This is a genomic window from Terrihalobacillus insolitus, assembly GCF_028416575.1.
Classification (GTDB): domain Bacteria; phylum Bacillota; class Bacilli; order Bacillales; family Amphibacillaceae; genus Terrihalobacillus; species Terrihalobacillus insolitus.
Genome location: NZ_JAMQKB010000012.1, coordinates 1 through 17,259, shown reverse-complemented (window position 1 = coordinate 17,259; position 17,259 = coordinate 1). Strand labels below are relative to the sequence as shown.

Here is a 17,259-nt window from a genome sequence, read left to right as displayed (position 1 = left end):
CTAATTTCGAGATATATAATAATAGCAAGATAACAAAAAGCGGTCTAACATAATGAAAAAAGCCTTCCAAGGGGGAGTCAAAATGAGCCAAATGGAAAAAAACAATAAGATGGAACATTTATGGGAGAAAACGAACTTCCAGAGGGAAGATGTCCTGCGAATGACGGATGAGGAAGTAGAATACTTTCACTGGCTTTATTTTGAAGAATCAGTTTACGATTTAATGTAAAAAAATTTTATAAAATAGATATGTAAAAAAGCTCTTGATTAATCAAGAGCTTTTTTAATGGTGAGGTCGATAAGTTTAGCCTAAGTATCGATGATATAGTGTTTTTGCCTCGGCAATGTCTTTCGTTCCATGAATCAATACGCGACCATCTTTAAAAATGACAAGTCGGTGTGGTTCGACGGAAAAAGAGAGTAAGTATGGATTTTGTGATATTTTACCATTTTTCCCTGACAGAACCTTTGCCAAACTGTCTAAATTTCGATCGATGTTTTCGGGAGGTCTAATTTGAACGGTGTCTCTTCCACATAGCACTGCTGTTTTTGTTTGGTTGGAATAAGATAAAAACGGATAACTACGATCAGATCCGCAAGATAAGCACGTTTCCTTTTTAACATTTTGGACATTGATCGCTGTATGTTGATTTTGCCATAAATCAAACGATACCAGTTTTTTGCGTAAAGCATCATAATCTTCCACTAAAATTTTTAGTGCTTCTGTCGTTTGATAGGAAACAACCATTTGAACAGCTGGACCAATAATGCCAACCGTATCGCATGTCACGCCATTCATTGGAACAGTCTCTAATAAACAGTTTAGGCATGGGGTTTCCCCCGGTATAATTGTGTAGCTAATACCATAGCTTCCAACACATGCTCCATATATCCAAGGAATACGATACTTTTGAGAAATATCATTGATGATCATTCGAATATCAAAGTTATCGGTTGCGTCTACTATTACATTGACATTTTTCGCAAGTTCATCCATTTCTTCTACAGAAACATCCATTACAAGAGATTCGATTTCTACATCTGAATTAATGTGTTGCAAACGTTCTTTAGCTGCAACTGCTTTAGGAATTCTCTGTTTTGCATCTTCTTCCGTATATAGTTGTTGACGCTGCAAGTTACTCCATTCCACATAATCGCGATCTACAATCGTTATCTTCCCTACCCCTGCACGTACAAGCACCTCGGCATTTCCTGTACCAAGAGCACCTGCACCGATCATAAGGACATGCTTATTTCTTATTTTCTGCTGCCCTTCTACTCCAATTGGTGTAAATAGCTCCTGTCTGGAGTACCGTTCACTCACGAAACGCTCATTCCTTCCGTTGGGCTGCTTGCTGTAGCATAACGCTTTTTCGGAATGCGCCCCGCTTCAAAACCTAGTCGTCCTGCTTCTATTGCGAGTTTCATTGCTTGTGCCATTTTGACTGGATCCTTTGCTCCAGAAACCGCGGTATTCAGTAAGACGCCATCTGCACCAAGCTCCATCGCCATAGCCGCATCAGAAGGTACTCCAATCCCAGCATCCACAATGACGGGTACAGTGGATTGTTCGATAATAAAACGTAAATTTAGTGGGTTCACGATTCCTTGACCAGAACCAATTGGTGACGCACCAGGCATAATTGCATGACAGCCCAGTTCTTCTAGTCGTTTTGCCAAAAGGACGTCATCTGATGTATAGGGCAATACGGTAAAACCTTCTTTTAATAGTTCCTCAGATGCCTTCAAAGTTTCTAACGGATCTGGCAATAATGTCTTTTGACAGCCAATTACTTCCACTTTAATCATATCGCAAAGTCCAGATGCTTTTGCTAGCTTTGCAATACGTACTGCTTCTTCCGCTGTCTTAGCACCTGCTGTGTTTGGAAGCAATGTATACTTTCCAACATCCAATTTTTCTAAAAAATTAGGTTGGTTTGCGTCAAATATATTCATTCTTCTAACTGAAAACGTTAAAATCTCTGTCTCCGAAACGTCTACTGCTTCTTTTTGAACATCAAAATCAGGATATTTCCCTGTTCCTAGTAATAACCTTGACGAGAATTCATACGACCCAATTTTCAACATAATCAACCGCCTCCTACGAAATGAACTAACTCAATTTTATCCCCATTACAAAGTTTTGTCTCTTGATGTGATCCCTTTTCTACTATTATTTGATTCTGTTCAACAATAACTACTTTTTCGCTTAATCCAAAATGCTGTATAAGATTGTCTACTGTTTCTACTGTATCTGGCACGTCTATTTTGTCTCCATTAATGACTAACTCCACCTTCCACTCCCCCTTAAGTTAAGATCTCACTCATACGGTCTAATCGAAATGGAGTTAAATCCATTTCGGTCGGTTTATCTTCAACTAGATCACTAACGACTTCACCTGTGATTGCAGACAGTAAGATCCCATTTCTAAAATGTCCTGTCGCAACAAATAGACCCTTACACGTTGGATGTTCCCCCAAGTATGGAAGTCCATCTGCAGTTTGGGGGCGAATACCAGCCCACACTTTCTCCCATTCCGCTTCTCCAATAGAAGGTACTAAGCTTTTTGCCCTTTCAATTAAGAGGGAAATCCCGTCCACTGTCACGCTCTGATCAAATGTTTTTGGAATAACGGTTGCCCCGACAATGATCCGACCGCCTTGTTTAGGAACAAGGTAACATCCATGCGAAAAAATAGTACTTGAAAATAGTGGGCGGTGCGTACAAACTGAAAAACATTCTCCTTTGACTGGGTAGGCTTCAAGTTTGAGCTCTGAGTCTTGAAGTAGCTTGTTACTCCAAGCGCCACCTGCGACAATTACGTTATTACTTATAAAATCCCCTTCATTTGTGATCACACCTGCAACATTCCCATTTTCATAATGGAAAGATTGCACCTCTATATGCTCCTTGATCACGACACCAAGTGCTGCCGCAGACTTTAAAAATCCTAATGTCAACTGAGGTGCTTCCACCTGTCCATCCTTTTCTATATACATTGCTCCCAATACAGTATTAGACAATGCTGGCTCTTTTTCCCTTGCTTCCTCACCAGTCAGCCATTGTACCTGCTCACCGGCACGCTGTTGAATGGCTATAATTCGTTTATACTCTTGCTCTTCCTGTTTTGTTAAAGCTATCTTTAACATTCCCTTGTTGATCAACCCAATATCGATTCCACTTAACTCTTTTATGTCTTTTTTAAGAGCCGGGAACAGGTCTCTGCTTTTTTTTGCTAATTGAAAAAGTGGCCCATCCTCGTCTAATTCCGCTTGGGCTGCTAACATCCCAGCAGCTGCTCCTGACGCTTTGTTAGCGAGTCGGTCTTTTTCTAGCAAAAGAACCTTCTTCCCTCTTTTAGCAAGGCTATAAGCGATAGCACCGCCAATGACACCGCCTCCAACTATGATCGCATCATACATATTTTCCATTAACGTTACCTCCTCTCGTTCGCATGTTTATTACTAGTTTGTTAGTTTTAGATGATATTGTTTGACTGCTTCTAATGGGTCTTCTGCATCGAGCACCCCTGACATCACAGCAACCCCTGCTGCACCCTTCTCTATCGCTTCTCGAACATTTGCTGGTTTTATGCCACCGATTGCAAGTACTGGAATAGATACGGAACTGCAAGTAAGCGCCAACTGCTCTAACCCACGCGGAACGATGTCTGGCTTTGACTGTGTAGGGAAAACATGGCCAAAAAATACGTAATTCGAACCTTGTTCTTGCGCTTTTTGAGCCTCATTGATGGAATGAACGGAACATCCTACTTTTAGGCTAGGAAACTTCCTTTTAACTACATCTGGAGGTAAGGAATGATATGCAAGATGAACCCCTCCAGTCTTTAATACGTATGCAATATCAACCCTGTCATTGATGAATACTTTCGTTGGCGGCACTTGATGCTTAAGCAATAATGCCGCTAATTCATATATTTCCTTTGCAGTTTTCGTCTTTTCACGAATATGGATGGCATCAACATAAGGGTGGATCCTACCAGCAATTTCTGCTAATTGTTCAGGCTGTTGTTTTCCATTTGACAAAACATGTAGAGTACCTTTTTTCATCAGTTATCCACCTCTTAAAATTAAAAAAAACACCCCAGCATTGGAGTGGTTTCGAATATCGCTTACATACTCCACTTCCCTACGCTAGTTCTACCTAGATCAGGTGCAAAGGGTCTGGCAATTCCATCTCAGTCTTTTATAAGAGGTTGAACACACACTTATAGGACTCCCCTAGTGTTTGCTATGCATTTATATCTACATTATAACATACGTCTTTAACGACTAAAACAAAATCGTTTACATTCCTATCTATCCATTACTTCCTCTACATTAATTAAAATAACGAACGTCTTGAATAGAAAAGTAAGGTAAATAGATGGAAGTGAAATAGGAAACTACTATTACCAGAATAAAGTACAGTACAAATAGGACATCAAATTTAGAAAAACCGATTTTGTAATAATACGTTCTATATGTTGAATCAGAAAAACGTTTTGCTTCCATAGCGACAGCAATTCGGTGGGCTCTTCTTATACTTTGTGAAAGCAATGGAATGGAGTAAGCAGTAAGTTTATTATAAAAACCAAGTATCCCCTTTTGACCTTCCACACCTCGTACCTTTAATGCATAACGCAATGTTTGCATCTCTTCTACAATAATCGGGATTAATCGTACCGCAGCCATAAAGCTATAAGCAAATTTCGGTTTCAACTTAACTTGTTGCATGAGTGAATAAAACAACAAAACTGGTCTTGTTGTTAAGGAAAAAACAATTCCTAATATCGCAAACAAGATCCCCCGAAAACCTAAATGTAAACCTCGAAAAAAACTTTCCTCCGTAATATCAATGAGCCCCCATTTGAACCAAGTCACATCTCCTTTTCCAAAGAAAATCATCGATGTAGACGAGGTTAAAAAAATAAAGAGGAATGGAATTGAAATAAGGAATAGATTTTTCGATGAGTGACCAGTACAGCACATATAAAGAACAAGAGCTCCGACCGTATACGTAATGATAAAGTTTATGTTATTAATAGATAGTATATGAATGAACAAAATGACAACAACTAGAAGCTTTAAGCTTGGATTAATTTTGTGGAGCCATGTTTCTCGATAAGAAAAGTCCATTTGCATCTGGTTGACCCCCTAAACGACAGTCGTTCATTGCTTCAACGTACGGAGTAGCAGCACAATCATGAACGAGTATCCCCTTGTCTATGTACCAAACCCTTGTCGCAAAGTGCTCAACAATGTTGATATCATGGGTAACCATTATAATCGCTATTCCTTGTGCTCTTAAGTCGTCTAACAACTCTAAAATAGCAAACGTGTTTTTAGCATCCTGACCAAAAGTAGGTTCATCCAATAACAAGATCGGTTGCTCCTTCACAATAGCTGCAGCAACACTAAGCCTTCGCTTTTGACCCATTGACAGTTGATACGGATGGTTTTGTTTCTGTTTTGCTAAATGAAAAGATCGTAATAATCCATCTACCCGTTCTGACACTTTATCAGGATTCTCATTCTCAAGCTGTAAAGTATACGCAATTTCGTCATATACCGCATTAGTAACAAATTGGAATTCAGGATTCTGAAATACAAAGGCAACATAATCGCTAAGCTTTTTTATTTTATTTGCGTCTTTTCCCAAAATTTGATAAGAACCTTTTGATTTGATTAAATCCATTAAGGCGTGTAAAAGCGTGCTTTTCCCAGCACCATTATGACCGAGTACCGTTATCCACTCTCCAGGAAAAACATCCAAATTCTCCACTTCAATTCTTTTGTTCTTTCCTCTGTAACCAGAAAAATGGTTTAAAGAAAGAACGGGGTTTTTTCCACCAACATCACTTTTTGGCGTTTGTCGGCGATGTTGCTCAGTGTAATCCTGCCATACACCAGGATACCAAATGCCCTCTTCCCTCAACACATCTTTGTATAAATGAAAGATCTCTTGTGTTCGTCCATCAGCAATAATCTCACCATTTTTTCCAAGCAAAATGAATCGGTCTACAAAATCGATTACATGGTCAAGTTTATGTTCCACAATCACCAATGTTTTTTCTTTTCCTACTTTTTTTAACGTTTGCCAGACTTCTTCTGTTCCTTCAGGATCGAGCATTGCCGTTGGCTCATCAAGAAACAATGTATCCGACTCAAGGGCAAGAACAGATGCAATCGCTAGACGTTGTTTCATTCCGCCAGATAGCGTTTGAATCTTCGTATGGATGTCGTCAAATTCCAACCCTACTTGTTCTAAATAGTAACGTATATACTTCTGCATTTCTTCACGTGGAATTTGAAGATTCTCTAGAACAAACGCGATTTCTTCGTCCACATACGGCATACAAAATTGTGTATCTGGATCTTGAAACAAAAACCCCCAAGAGGACGGAATCTTTATGTCATCCGCCTTTATCGGTATTTCCACCGAATTGGGAATGAGTCCTGTTAACACTTGTAAAAGAGTAGATTTACCCGAACCCGAAGGCCCTACTATTAGTACTTTTTCCCCTTTTTGAAACGAAAGAGAGAAATCCCTGAATAACAGGGAATCCGCTCCAGGGAATTTTAACCGTACATTTTGGACACTGGCTATTGTTTCCAATCGTTCCACCCCAAACTTAGTCTAAAGCCTTATAGTCATCACTTGAAGCTGGTCGAACAAGATTCGTTACCTGCGTTTTCTCCAATGCCTGAACAATGAAATAAGCAAATAGACCAGCGATAAGAATAGATCCCGTTAACCTAAATCCGATCATAAGGAACAAGTTCCATAGGGCAAGATCACCAATATAACTGTAATAGTAATCGATGAAAATAGAGGCAATACCCGAAGCAACGGCTGCTAAAGATACGGTCATCACATCATACCTTTTGTATCTAAATGCCATAAACACAAGTTCAGCTGCTAAACCTTGACCTAAACCGAATACTAAGGTCGCGACACCCCATTCGCCGCCAAAAATAAACTCTCCATTTGCAGCAGCAACCTCTGCCAGTAGTGCAACACCTGGTTTTCGAATTATTAAATAAGCGACAGTAGCCGCGATAAACCACATACCATAAATCAGCTGCTCCAATTGAATACCAAACGTTGATACAATACCATATAGTGGACCCCACAGCTTATAAATAACACTAAAAATAAGCGCAATAATAATGGTTACTAATATATCCGTCAGCTTTAACCCTTTCTGCATGCTTAGAAAACCTCCATTCTATTTTTCTACTTTGTTGAAATAGCTTGGACTGGCCATTCTTCTAATCTATAAGCCATATCCCAGAATCCATATTCATATTGACAGCTGATGGTAAAATGTTCTTTCATCTGATCACGATCCATTTCTGTTACCGTTTCAGCTATTGAATCCAATCGGTTTATTTGTTCCTCAACAAGTGTCCGAAACCATTCACCCCCATAAGCTGCAATCCACTCTTGGTATACCTTTTCTTCAGGTGAACAGTTTTGTAGCCTTTCCCCTATTTCATAATAAAGCCAGTAGCAAGGTAATATCGCGGAAATAATATCACCTAAATGTCCTTGATACGCGGCTCGATAAAGATGGGACGTGTAGGCATATGCCGTTGGTGAAGGTTTAAAATTGTCCCGTTCCTCATCTGTCACACCGAGTAGTTTGAAAAAGTTTTGATGCAACGCCATTTCTGCTTCATAGGTTCCCTGTGCATGTGCCGCCATGCTGTTTGTTGTTTCGAAATCATTCGCCCTTGCCGCACCTAAAGCTTGCACCCTTGCAAAATGAGATAGATAGTAGGCATCTTGCTGTACGTAATAGCGGAAACATTCTAATGGTAATGTCCCATCACCAATTCCTTTAACAAAAGGGTGATCAAAGCTCGCTTGCCAAATCGGGTCGGTTTCCTTTCTTAAATACGTTGAAAATGTCATGAAACAGCCTCCTTTTTTTATTAAGCAGTACAGAAAAAGCCACTTTCTCTTCTAAGCATAGAGAAAGTGGCTTTGGAACATACTTCATATCATTCATATGTAATCCGCAACTCCACTTCCCTACGCTGGTTTAAACCAGATCAGGTTCTAAGGGTCTTAAAGTTTTACTTTAATCTCAACCTTTCATCAATAAGCAACTTGATTGCCTAAGGAAGGTCCCCCTAGTGGAAATATTATTATATTTACTTATTAAATCGTATTTACTTGCAATCATAACACGAATCATTCAGTTGTCAACAAGTTATTTTAAAAATGAGAATTAATATAACACATATTGATTCGTCCAGGATTTCACTGACAGCTCTAGAACCTATTTAAGAGTAGTGCAAATGAAGGGAGCGCTACTCTACCTTGAACATTGTGAAACAGGTTTTCTTACATTTTTATCTGTTGTAGAATAGAAGAATAGAATTATCTAATAGCAAGGAGATAAAGATAATGGACAAACAACACTACCCTTTATCAGAAAAAGAACAAATTGCACAGCTAGTGCTTGATAATGTATTGGATGGGATCATTACAATTGACAAGAACGGAATGATAGAATCGCTTAATCCAGCTGCCGAAAGCATCTTTAACTATTCCTCTAATGAAGTGATCGGTAAGAATGTCAAGATTCTTATGCCTGAACCATACAAAAGTGAACACGACAAATACATTAACAACTACTTGCAATCTGGGGTTGCTAAAATCATTGGAATCGGACGTGAAGTTGTCGGAAAACGAAAGGATGGATCTACGTTTCCAATGGACCTTGCTGTTACTGAATTTAAAATTGGTGATCATATGCATTTTGTCGGTATTGTTCAAGATATTACGGAAAGAAAAGCAACCGAAGCTAAATTGCAGCAAGCATTGCAGGATGATTTTCGCCATACGGTTAAAAATTTACAAGGTCTTGTTTTTAAATATAACAAAAATGATCATGGCAATTTTGTATACACCTTATCAGAAGGAAAATTGGCGCAAGATCTTGATATGGCAACTGAAAAAGTATACAACAAAAAGCCAACAGACATCTATCATCAAGAGCTGGCTGAACGGTTAGTAACGCACTTTACACAAGCATACCAAGGTCTTCATACTAATTACGAGATGGAGTACTTGGGAAAATCACTTTATATATCACTTTCCCCAATTATGGAAAACGGGAATGTAAAAGAAGTCGTCGGTTCGGGAATCGATATGACAGACCGAAAAAGAATGGAAGAAGCCCTTGCCGAAGCCCGCGATCAGGCGCTGGAGGCCTCTGATTTGAAATCTCAGTTTCTTGCCAATATGAGTCATGAAATCCGAACACCGATGAATGGGATTATTGGTATGACAGATCTTTTACGTGACACAGCATTAGATGAGGAACAACAAGAATCGGTAAACATCATTCATGATTCTGCTCAATCATTGTTAACGATCATTAATGACATTCTTGATTTTTCAAAAATAGAAGCAGGTAAAATGAAAATTGATCGAGTTGCCTTTAGCCTAACCTCGCTTATAGAGGGAATTGCAGAAATCCTATTATCGAAAGCCCGTTCAAAGGAGCTCTCTTTGTTAACATTTATCGATCCTGCTATTCCTAAGCGGTTAGTTGGTGACCCCATACGTTTAAGGCAAATCTTATTAAATCTAACCGATAATGCCATTAAATTTACCGATCAAGGCAGTGTTGTAATACGGGCAGTTCTAACCAAAACCCATAGTGAAAAAGTATCCATCCATTTCGCTGTAGTTGATACAGGTATCGGCCTTACATCGGAAGAGGAGAGACGATTGTTCCAGCCCTTTGTACAGGCTGATGGGTCAACTACAAGAGAGTATGGAGGAACCGGACTCGGATTAGCAATTTCAAAGCGTTTTGTTGAATTAATGGGTGGGGAAATAGGATTAGAAAGCGAGAAGAGTAAAGGTGCCACTTTTTGGTTTAACCTACCATTTAACGTTGTGAAATCCGTAGCAGAAGAAAGTCTAGATGATGCCAACAGTGCTACATTGGAATCCTTCCACATCCTTGTTGCCGATGACGACCCGGCTGAACTAGAAATTCTTAGACAATATTTAAGTTCTTGGCGAGTAACAATTAGTGAATCCGAGAATGGAATTGACGCTTTATCTACATTAAAACAGAAGATTAATAACGGACGTCCTTTTGATATAGCAATCGTCAGTTTAGGTAAATCAGGAATGGACAGTTCTATGTTTGCAGAAGTCATTGAAAAAGATACCGACTTATCAGATACAAAAATGATCCTTATAACGAACACTGACAAAGATAAAACAAAACAGAGATTACGTTCTGGTTATACTACTTATCTGCACAAACCCGTTAAACAAACACAATTACGGGATTGCATTGTTGGACTGATGAATCAAAAGGCTAAATCCGTTACAGCTAGTAATCCACCCGATGCCATAACCGATACAAATCAATCCGATTCACCGAACCCAACGAAAAAACAGAAAGCCAATAGTCCATTCATTTTGCTAGTGGAAGATAACCCTGTAAATCAAAAAGTTGCTCGTTATCAATTGAACAAACTCGGTTACACGGTTGACACGGCTACAAATGGAAAAGAAGCCATTCAAAAGATCCATCAACATTTCTATTCTATTGTGTTTATGGATATTCAAATGCCGGAAATGGATGGGATTGAAGCAACAAAAGCAATCCGTGAGATACAAGGAGAGAAACGTCATATTACAATTATCGCCATGACAGCGAATGCCATGCAAACGGATAAAGAAAGATATTTACAGGCAGGCATGAACGATTATCTCAGCAAGCCCGTCACTATTGAGTTATTGGAGAAAATACTTAGCAAATGGCTAAAAAAAGAGCAAAATACTGACGACCAGCACACTGAGAAAAACTCAGAAGCCCCGATTGATTTAGAAAAATTGAAAAGCGTATACGGAGACGATAACGACGCAATAAAAGAATTTTTGAATGTGTTCGTCACAACGACTCCTGAACTGTTAGACCAATTACAAAATTATTTGCAAATGCAAGATAGCAAACAAGCGTCTAAAGCTGCCCATGGTTTAAAAGGTTCATCAGCAGTTGTAGAAGCTACCCAAATGGTTTCTTTAAGTAATGCCATTGAGCAATCAGCCAAACAAAATAATTGGAGTCGTGCTGAAAAGCTTTTTAAGAAGCTTCTCCTTTCATTTGAGGAAATGAAATCATTTGTAGAAAAAAATCTTTAAGTACGTGTCCAACAAGTAGCCGCTAACCATGCAGGGGTTCTTGAATATCCTCTAAAGTCGGACATATCGTTCGACTATTCCCTTTTTTCCTAGACGATAGGTGGTTACTTTTGCATTCCAATCTGTGGTTAAACGACTTGGATCGGGCATGTTACTTTTTTAAGCACCGATTCCTTTAATCGTTCTAACTCCTCGTTTGGGGATCCACTTAATAGAAGCATTTTGCATTGGTGGAATCGGACATTCATACAAATTTCTTGTACCGGGTTGCCTACACGGGTAAGTTTTTCATAAGCGACTCCTTGTTCCTCTAAGTAAGCGACTGGTTTAAGTAGAGCGTCCTCTGATTTTTTTGTAATAACCGATTTTAAATCTATTATTCTTTCGTTCGATTTTTGTATTGGCGTTTCCAACATAGAAAATACATTCAGCAAGATGACTTTATTCTCAGGATCACGGCCTGCCAATCGCGCTGCTTCCATGACCGCTTTCATCGAGTCTTCTATATCATTAACTACTACTAATATGTGATCACCCATACTGCCTAGCTCCCTTCACCAGTTCGAGGGTTCCCATTACCATTACATTTCTAATTATAATCCAAATCTAACATTCCTCTTTTGATCGCATAATCGACAAGTTCATGCCGTTTTTTTAACGCTAATTTCTCCATGATCTTACTTTTATGCGTTTCTACCGTTTTCACACTAATATATAACAATTCTGCGATTTCTTTATTACTATAACCTTTTGCTATTAAAATGAGTGTCTCCCTTTCCCGATTAGAAAGTAACTTGTAAGTTGTGGTGTCTTCTCCCTCATCCATTTGCTGTAGTAGATCCTCAACTAGTTTTTTGTTTGCGGAAGGATATAAGTAAGCATCCCCTTTTGCGACAGAACGAACTGCGTCGATCAACTCAGAGTCAATTGCATCTTTTAAAATATAACCCGACGCGCCTGCTTGAAGGACGCGGAACAAGTAATTTTCATCGTCGTGCATCGTCAAAATCAATACGTTCATGTCCGAGTCGGAATTTTTTATTTGCTTCGTTGCTTCAAGACCATTTGTTCCTGGTGGCATACTCAAGTCCATAATGACAACATTCGGATGTGTAGACAGCGCTATATCAACAGCCTCCCTACCATCGGCTGCTTCACCAACTATTTCCATATCCTGCTGTTGAGAAAGTAATAACTTCACCCCGGTTCGAACGATCACATGGTCATCTGCAACAAGTACGCGGATCTGTTCGGCCAAACTAAATTCCTCCAATCAGTTGATTTACCCTTATTCTATCACTGGTTGAAAAGGATGACCAACAGACCCCCTACAGTCGGCAAATTCCAATTGGACAGTCTTCGCATTGGCATATTTGTTTTAGTTTCGTTAAATCCAAAATTTCAATTCGCCCATGATCATACTTAATCAATCCTTCTTGCCGAAACGTTGCAAGCATACGATTCACTGTTTCGCGGGTTGATCCAATCAAATTCGCCAACTCATTATTCGTAAACTTCTCTGTAATCACAATTCTGTTTCCGTTTCTGATTCCATACGTGTTTGCGGTTCGAATCAACATAGCAGCCAGCGCACCGTTTTTTCCGTGAAATAAAAGATCTCTTAATTTGAGTTGTGTATAATATTGCATATGACTTAGCCATTGGGTGAATTCGATCGCAAAGTCTCCATTTTGCCAAACAAGCACTTCGAGATCGCTTTGTTGGATCACACCAATTTTACAATTTTCCATCGCTTGGGCTGTACAAGCACTGTTTTGCTTATTCATCGGATCAAATTCACCGAACAAGTCCCCTTGGAAAAAATAATTCAAGGTTAAATCCTTGCCGTCTTCACTTAATTTCGTATGCTTCACTGAGCCTTCCATCAAATAGTACAATTTGTCATTGGTATCGCCTTCCCAGTAAATTCTTGACCCTTGATCAAATTTCTCCATATACATGATTTCTTGCAATTTACGAAAACATTCTTTTGAAAAATGGGTTGTATTCGTCTCCACTGCTAGTTGATTGACCATGCTCATTTCACTACCCCTTTCCTAGTCGGCTTGTGATTTTTCTACTACCTTTACAATAATAAAAATCACACTTTTTGAATATCGGGGGATTCCCTTATTTTACACTTTAAGAAATCATAAAATTATGGAGGATTAAAGTATAAGAAGCAATGGAAGAGATAAAAATGGGGCACTAATTATTGTATAAACGTAAGAGCATGATTGTAGAAGAGTACTTCTGGTTACTTTTGGATGTTCCGTCATCGAGATAAGGGGAAGGCGGCCGGGGAAATGGCTCGCTTTCCGTGGGAGTACGGTGAGCTTCCTCAGGCTGCCGCCTTGCGGGATCTCACCCTGTACCCTAGTCCCACAGGAGTCTCACCATTTCCCCGACCACCATTATTAGAAAAACTCGGGCTATTCTTCAAGAAGGAGGTTCTTTTTGTCTTAAATTTAAACGCGAAATGTTGCAGCTAAAAATTAAAAAACCACTCATAGTGGTTTTTTAATCATCGTTCATTGCTCCTGCCTCTCGGGAAGTCATTGCACCTTGTCCTTCGCTGACATCTTTTTGAATTTCTTGTTTTACTTTTTGTGCATCAGTTCCAGCACATTCAGGTTTCATAACAGAACCCAAATTCTTTTTAGATTTTTTATCCTGCTGCATATTACTCCTCCTTTATTGTTTTAACAATCTTATTATTTCAAAGTACGCTCGGTATATCCGAGTATGTGAGCGAATTTCACTTAAATTAAGGGCTCCTAATTCTTATGGAGCTAAAAGAAACAGTTTTGTTTATAAAATTGGAAAAAAGGATTATGTCATCCTGTGGTAGAGTATAAATGTAAGTATTTTTTTACAACTATACGAGGGGGAAACAATAGGAAGAAGCTATTCTTAATTAGTTTGCTAATAATCGTTAGCATGATTTTGTTTGGTTGTAGCACAAGCAATGAAAACGAGACAGAAGAGAACAATGCCCAATCGTCTGAAAAAGAGGGTAATTCAACAGAAAATAATGAAGAGATTAACCAAGCAAAAGACGAAGGACTAATTCTTGATATTGAACAGCCTAGTCAAGAATCTATCCATATAGATATTAAGAAGCACATACCAATTCTTAAATCATATTTAGAACAGTTTGATGAACCCAAAAGTGGTGAATAGAATTCGAAGTAACTTTTTACTTTCAAACAATCAGAGGGACTACTTTCTTGTAAGTTACAATTGTGGAACAAAGCTTTGTGACCAACTCTTTAAAGGGGTACCTGCAAAAGGAATGGGATTTTATGGGTAGGGGATTAAATGGTGTGTTATAATAATGATATAAACAGAAGGTGCGGTGAAAAATATGAAATGGTCAGAGGTTAGAAAATTGTACCCAGATCAATTTGTAAAATTAAAAGTGTTATCGTCTCATATTAAAAATGGTCAAGAATTCATCGAGGATATTGCTGTTATAAAGCCTATATCAGATGAATTAGCAACAAAGGAACTTTTAAAATCAAAAGGTGATGAGTTGGTTTATCATACTACAAATGAAAATATTTTGCTTGAAGTTCGTCAAGATGTAAGGTTAAGGAGATTTGACTACCATGAAAATCAAGCATAAATATGGCTTGCTTTTAGTAGATATAACTTTAACATTTAACGGAAAAAGTAAAGTGATAGAAAATATGGTGGTGGATACTGGAGCAGCAAGAACACTAATCTCCCAAGATATTGTTGAAGATATAGGTCTTCAAGTTGAACTCCAAGATAGAATCGTCACTTATTTTGGAGTTGGTGGTAAAGAGCATGCCTTTAGAAAACAAGTAGGTCAAATTCAAATTAGTGATTTTATGGTTCAAAAAGTTGAAGTAGATTTTAATGATTTTGGATATGATGACATTAACGGTTTACTTGGATTGGATTTGTTAATGAAAGCAGGATTTAATATAGATTTACTTAATCTTGAAATGAATATGAACAGTTGAAAAGAACCTTATATAAAAAATAGGGTTCTTTTTAGCTGCTAAATCATAAAATTCCATTCTCAACCTAATATGAGAATAGGATTTACAGCTTTCTGTATGGCTTTCTATTGTTGAAACAATTTCTTCGCACGTGTATTTATGAATCACGAGATCCAACTGTAACTTGTCTTTCGAATTTGTTACAAAACAACAAAAAGAGGAATATGGAGCCAAAGAGCAATGGGTATCTGTTCAAAAAGGAAATATGAAAGGCATTCCTTTTTATGAAGCCAAAGGTTTCAAATTTCAATATGAAAAAATTCCAGAAGAGAATCCAGCGTATATTAAATTAAGATATTCAAGAAAGATTTGAAATCATTTTTTAATTGAATCAATTTCATAAGTGCTGATTTTTGTAAAATAAACGAACATTTAGCGAAATTAAAGCATTAAAATGTTCCTATTTATTCAGCGATATTAGTTGCCCGTAATGAAAGATGACCGACTCCTGCGGGAAAAGCATGTGTCTGAAGACCCCGCAGGACAAGGAAAGCTTCAGCGTACTACATCGCACGCAGGAAAAGCGGTTTTCTTTTTCAAGGAAATGGGTTTCTTCCGAGGAGGCTGAAGCCATGCCCGCGGAAAGCGTGTCTTCTTTCATGTAGGATAACGGTAGCATAAATGAAAACATAATGTTCGTTTTTTCGTTGCTCACAATGAATGATGAAATTGAAATTGATTCAATTGAATAAAACGGGTGCTTATCTTCAATAACTTCTTTTGCTAAAGGTAAGAATAAAAATACAAATAAATATTTTAAGAGGGAATGTTGGTGGATTTCATTTACGTCTTAGTCCTAATCATTTTCGTGTTAGTAGTAATAACTTTCTTTTTAAATGTCATTAACAGGCTAAACTTCATAGAAAATCGTATAAAAAGTATGAAATATACTTTGGACCGGATAGCTAAACAAGTGAACGTGCCTGAACACCCGTTGAATGGTGAATTGCGGGACCTAATTAAAGATGGAAAAAAAGTAAAAGCAGTTAAAAGGACAAGAGAAATATTAGGGCTATCATTAGTAGAAGCAAAAAAATATGTTGATGACTTAGACAAATCGAAAGCCTAAACTGTACCTTCCTCAATGGATTGCGTTAGTTCTCAAGAAAAAAATTAAAACGGCCCAGAAAAAGCCGTTTTTTAGTTTAGTTAACATGTAAATACGGGGCTAGCTCGTTCATCTTATCCTCTGGCAAAGCACGCTCAATCATCGGAAAGATAATGCGCTCCTCTTTTCGGATGTGTGTTTCAAGGAGTGTACCCAGTTCATGCATTAATTCAAAAGGATCATCATCGTCTGCTTTTAGCAATTTGTTCATGAGTGCACCAATTTTAACATGTTCTAACAGCATATCGGATATTTGTTTGTCGTCGATGGAAGCATATTGTGCGTAGGTTGTTAATAGAATTTCCTCTTCTTCGCGAAAGTGCTCACGCCCACCAGGCTCCCAAAAGAGTTGTACCTCTTCCCTTACCTCTTCAACAGAAAATCTACTTTTCTCTGTACCAACCCGCTTAAGTTTTAATGCTACGAATAATGCTTGATTGTGATGATGAGACAACGGGCGCAAAGCTTTATGCCTTTTTAAACCTCTACGCTTTTTTTCCACGCGGGATGCCCCCTTTTAGAATCATGATCCGTCTTTTTAGCCCACTTCACCTTTGCCTTAAAAAACAACAGAATCTCATTAATTAAAAACAGTAGTACGAGCCATGCACCATAGTCTAATATAATCTGACGTAAAGGAACCAAAAGCATACCTTCTTCAATAGTAAAACTAGCAGTAAAAGCGTACAACATACCAAACGTAAAGTTCCTAGACCATTGAGAAACATTGTAATTGCCAATTGCTTTTACGATCCCAAATCTATTGATTCTTGCTATAGCTCGCAACAACTCGATACCTTCTACTATGATGAACCATACAATTACCCAGATCCACAAAAAAAGTGTAAACGGATAGGGTAAAGCTCCGGTAGTCGACGCTGCCAGGCCTGTAATCGAAATGGCTCCGTGAAGAATGCAGTTCGTATTTTGCCAAT

General features: G+C 38.4%; 21 protein-coding genes, 1 pseudogene and 2 riboswitches. Of the genes and pseudogenes, 7 read left to right on the top strand and 15 right to left on the bottom strand.

Features of this window, described 5'->3' with window-relative positions:
- The first annotated feature begins 82 nt into the window (after positions 1-82).
- Entirely contained in the window at positions 83-229 is a 147-nt protein-coding gene (locus NC797_RS12000) for a BH0509 family protein (RefSeq protein ID WP_272437030.1), read from the top strand.
- A 75-nt stretch (positions 230-304) separates the two neighbouring features.
- Here the strand turns inward: NC797_RS12000 and NC797_RS11995 are convergent, their stop codons facing one another.
- The 9 genes from NC797_RS11995 to tenA form a co-directional block, all read right to left on the bottom strand.
- Positions 305-1,324: a thiazole biosynthesis adenylyltransferase ThiF gene (locus NC797_RS11995; protein WP_272437029.1), complete on the bottom strand. Its 1,020-nt coding sequence runs from the start codon at positions 1,322-1,324 to the stop codon at positions 305-307.
- Positions 1,321-2,088: a thiazole synthase gene (locus NC797_RS11990; protein WP_272437028.1), complete on the bottom strand. Its 768-nt coding sequence runs from the start codon at positions 2,086-2,088 to the stop codon at positions 1,321-1,323. Before NC797_RS11990 ends, NC797_RS11995 begins: the two co-directional genes overlap by 4 nt.
- A 2-nt stretch (positions 2,089-2,090) precedes the next feature.
- Positions 2,091-2,294, bottom strand: coding sequence for a sulfur carrier protein ThiS (gene thiS / locus NC797_RS11985; RefSeq protein ID WP_272437027.1), 204 nt, complete (start codon positions 2,292-2,294; stop codon positions 2,091-2,093).
- A 13-nt stretch (positions 2,295-2,307) separates the two neighbouring features.
- Positions 2,308-3,432, bottom strand: coding sequence for a glycine oxidase ThiO (gene thiO, locus NC797_RS11980; RefSeq protein WP_272437025.1), 1,125 nt, complete (start codon positions 3,430-3,432; stop codon positions 2,308-2,310).
- Between the two features lie 33 nt (positions 3,433-3,465).
- Positions 3,466-4,071 (bottom strand): thiazole tautomerase TenI, encoded by a 606-nt coding sequence (gene tenI, locus NC797_RS11975; RefSeq protein ID WP_272437024.1) that lies wholly within the window; start codon positions 4,069-4,071, stop codon positions 3,466-3,468.
- 59 nt (positions 4,072-4,130) lie between these two features.
- A riboswitch (TPP riboswitch) is annotated at positions 4,131-4,254 on the bottom strand.
- Between the two features lie 87 nt (positions 4,255-4,341).
- Entirely contained in the window at positions 4,342-5,145 is an 804-nt protein-coding gene (locus tag NC797_RS11970; RefSeq protein WP_272437023.1) for an energy-coupling factor transporter transmembrane component T family protein, read from the bottom strand.
- Positions 5,099-6,619: an ABC transporter ATP-binding protein gene (locus tag NC797_RS11965; protein ID WP_272437022.1), complete on the bottom strand. Its 1,521-nt coding sequence runs from the start codon at positions 6,617-6,619 to the stop codon at positions 5,099-5,101. Before NC797_RS11965 ends, NC797_RS11970 begins: the two co-directional genes overlap by 47 nt.
- Before the next feature lie 16 nt (positions 6,620-6,635).
- Positions 6,636-7,214 (bottom strand): ECF transporter S component, encoded by a 579-nt coding sequence (locus NC797_RS11960; RefSeq protein WP_272437021.1) that lies wholly within the window; start codon positions 7,212-7,214, stop codon positions 6,636-6,638.
- A 26-nt stretch (positions 7,215-7,240) separates the two neighbouring features.
- The gene (gene tenA, locus NC797_RS11955; protein ID WP_272437020.1) at positions 7,241-7,921 is read right to left on the bottom strand and encodes a thiaminase II; all 681 of its coding nucleotides are present in this window, start codon (positions 7,919-7,921) and stop codon (positions 7,241-7,243) included.
- Between the two features lie 100 nt (positions 7,922-8,021).
- Positions 8,022-8,154: riboswitch (TPP riboswitch) on the bottom strand.
- 265 nt (positions 8,155-8,419) lie between these two features.
- Between tenA and NC797_RS11950 the strand changes: the two genes are divergently transcribed.
- Positions 8,420-11,185: a response regulator gene (locus NC797_RS11950; protein ID WP_272437019.1), complete on the top strand. Its 2,766-nt coding sequence runs from the start codon at positions 8,420-8,422 to the stop codon at positions 11,183-11,185.
- Between the two features lie 128 nt (positions 11,186-11,313).
- Here NC797_RS11950 and NC797_RS11945 read toward each other — a convergent pair whose 3' ends face one another.
- The 4 genes from NC797_RS11945 to NC797_RS11930 form a co-directional block, all read right to left on the bottom strand.
- Positions 11,314-11,724 (bottom strand): universal stress protein, encoded by a 411-nt coding sequence (locus NC797_RS11945; RefSeq protein WP_272437018.1) that lies wholly within the window; start codon positions 11,722-11,724, stop codon positions 11,314-11,316.
- A gap of 50 nt (positions 11,725-11,774) precedes the next feature.
- Positions 11,775-12,443 carry a response regulator gene (locus NC797_RS11940; protein WP_272437017.1) on the bottom strand — a complete coding sequence of 223 codons (669 nt, stop codon included), beginning with the start codon at positions 12,441-12,443 and terminating at the stop codon, positions 11,775-11,777.
- A gap of 70 nt (positions 12,444-12,513) precedes the next feature.
- Positions 12,514-13,227: a Crp/Fnr family transcriptional regulator gene (locus NC797_RS11935; protein WP_272437016.1), complete on the bottom strand. Its 714-nt coding sequence runs from the start codon at positions 13,225-13,227 to the stop codon at positions 12,514-12,516.
- 478 nt (positions 13,228-13,705) lie between these two features.
- Positions 13,706-13,867, bottom strand: coding sequence for a hypothetical protein (locus NC797_RS11930; protein WP_272437015.1), 162 nt, complete (start codon positions 13,865-13,867; stop codon positions 13,706-13,708).
- Between the two features lie 162 nt (positions 13,868-14,029).
- On the opposite strand from NC797_RS11930, the gene NC797_RS11925 reads away from it, so the two are divergent.
- The 5 genes from NC797_RS11925 (at position 14,030) to NC797_RS11905 (ending at position 16,285) form a co-directional block, all read left to right on the top strand.
- Complete coding sequence (locus NC797_RS11925; protein ID WP_272437014.1) at positions 14,030-14,368, top strand: hypothetical protein; 339 nt, start codon at positions 14,030-14,032, stop codon at positions 14,366-14,368.
- 184 nt (positions 14,369-14,552) lie between these two features.
- Positions 14,553-14,813 (top strand): hypothetical protein, encoded by a 261-nt coding sequence (locus NC797_RS11920; protein ID WP_272437012.1) that lies wholly within the window; start codon positions 14,553-14,555, stop codon positions 14,811-14,813.
- On the top strand, positions 14,797-15,177 hold the full coding sequence (locus NC797_RS11915; protein WP_272437011.1) for a retropepsin-like aspartic protease: 381 nt from the start codon (positions 14,797-14,799) through the stop codon (positions 15,175-15,177). Before NC797_RS11920 ends, NC797_RS11915 begins: the two co-directional genes overlap by 17 nt.
- 163 nt (positions 15,178-15,340) lie before the next feature.
- Positions 15,341-15,529: a hypothetical protein gene (locus NC797_RS11910; protein WP_417168712.1), complete on the top strand. Its 189-nt coding sequence runs from the start codon at positions 15,341-15,343 to the stop codon at positions 15,527-15,529.
- A 459-nt stretch (positions 15,530-15,988) separates the two neighbouring features.
- Positions 15,989-16,285, top strand: a complete 297-nt coding sequence (locus NC797_RS11905) for a ribosomal protein L7/L12 (RefSeq protein WP_272437010.1) — start codon at positions 15,989-15,991, stop codon at positions 16,283-16,285.
- Between the two features lie 76 nt (positions 16,286-16,361).
- Here NC797_RS11905 and NC797_RS11900 read toward each other — a convergent pair whose 3' ends face one another.
- Positions 16,362-16,826, bottom strand: coding sequence for a hemerythrin domain-containing protein (locus NC797_RS11900; RefSeq protein WP_272437009.1), 465 nt, complete (start codon positions 16,824-16,826; stop codon positions 16,362-16,364).
- Positions 16,802-17,259: pseudogene (locus tag NC797_RS11895) on the bottom strand (hypothetical protein); the annotation flags it as partial. The gene NC797_RS11900 and the pseudogene NC797_RS11895, both read right to left, overlap by 25 nt.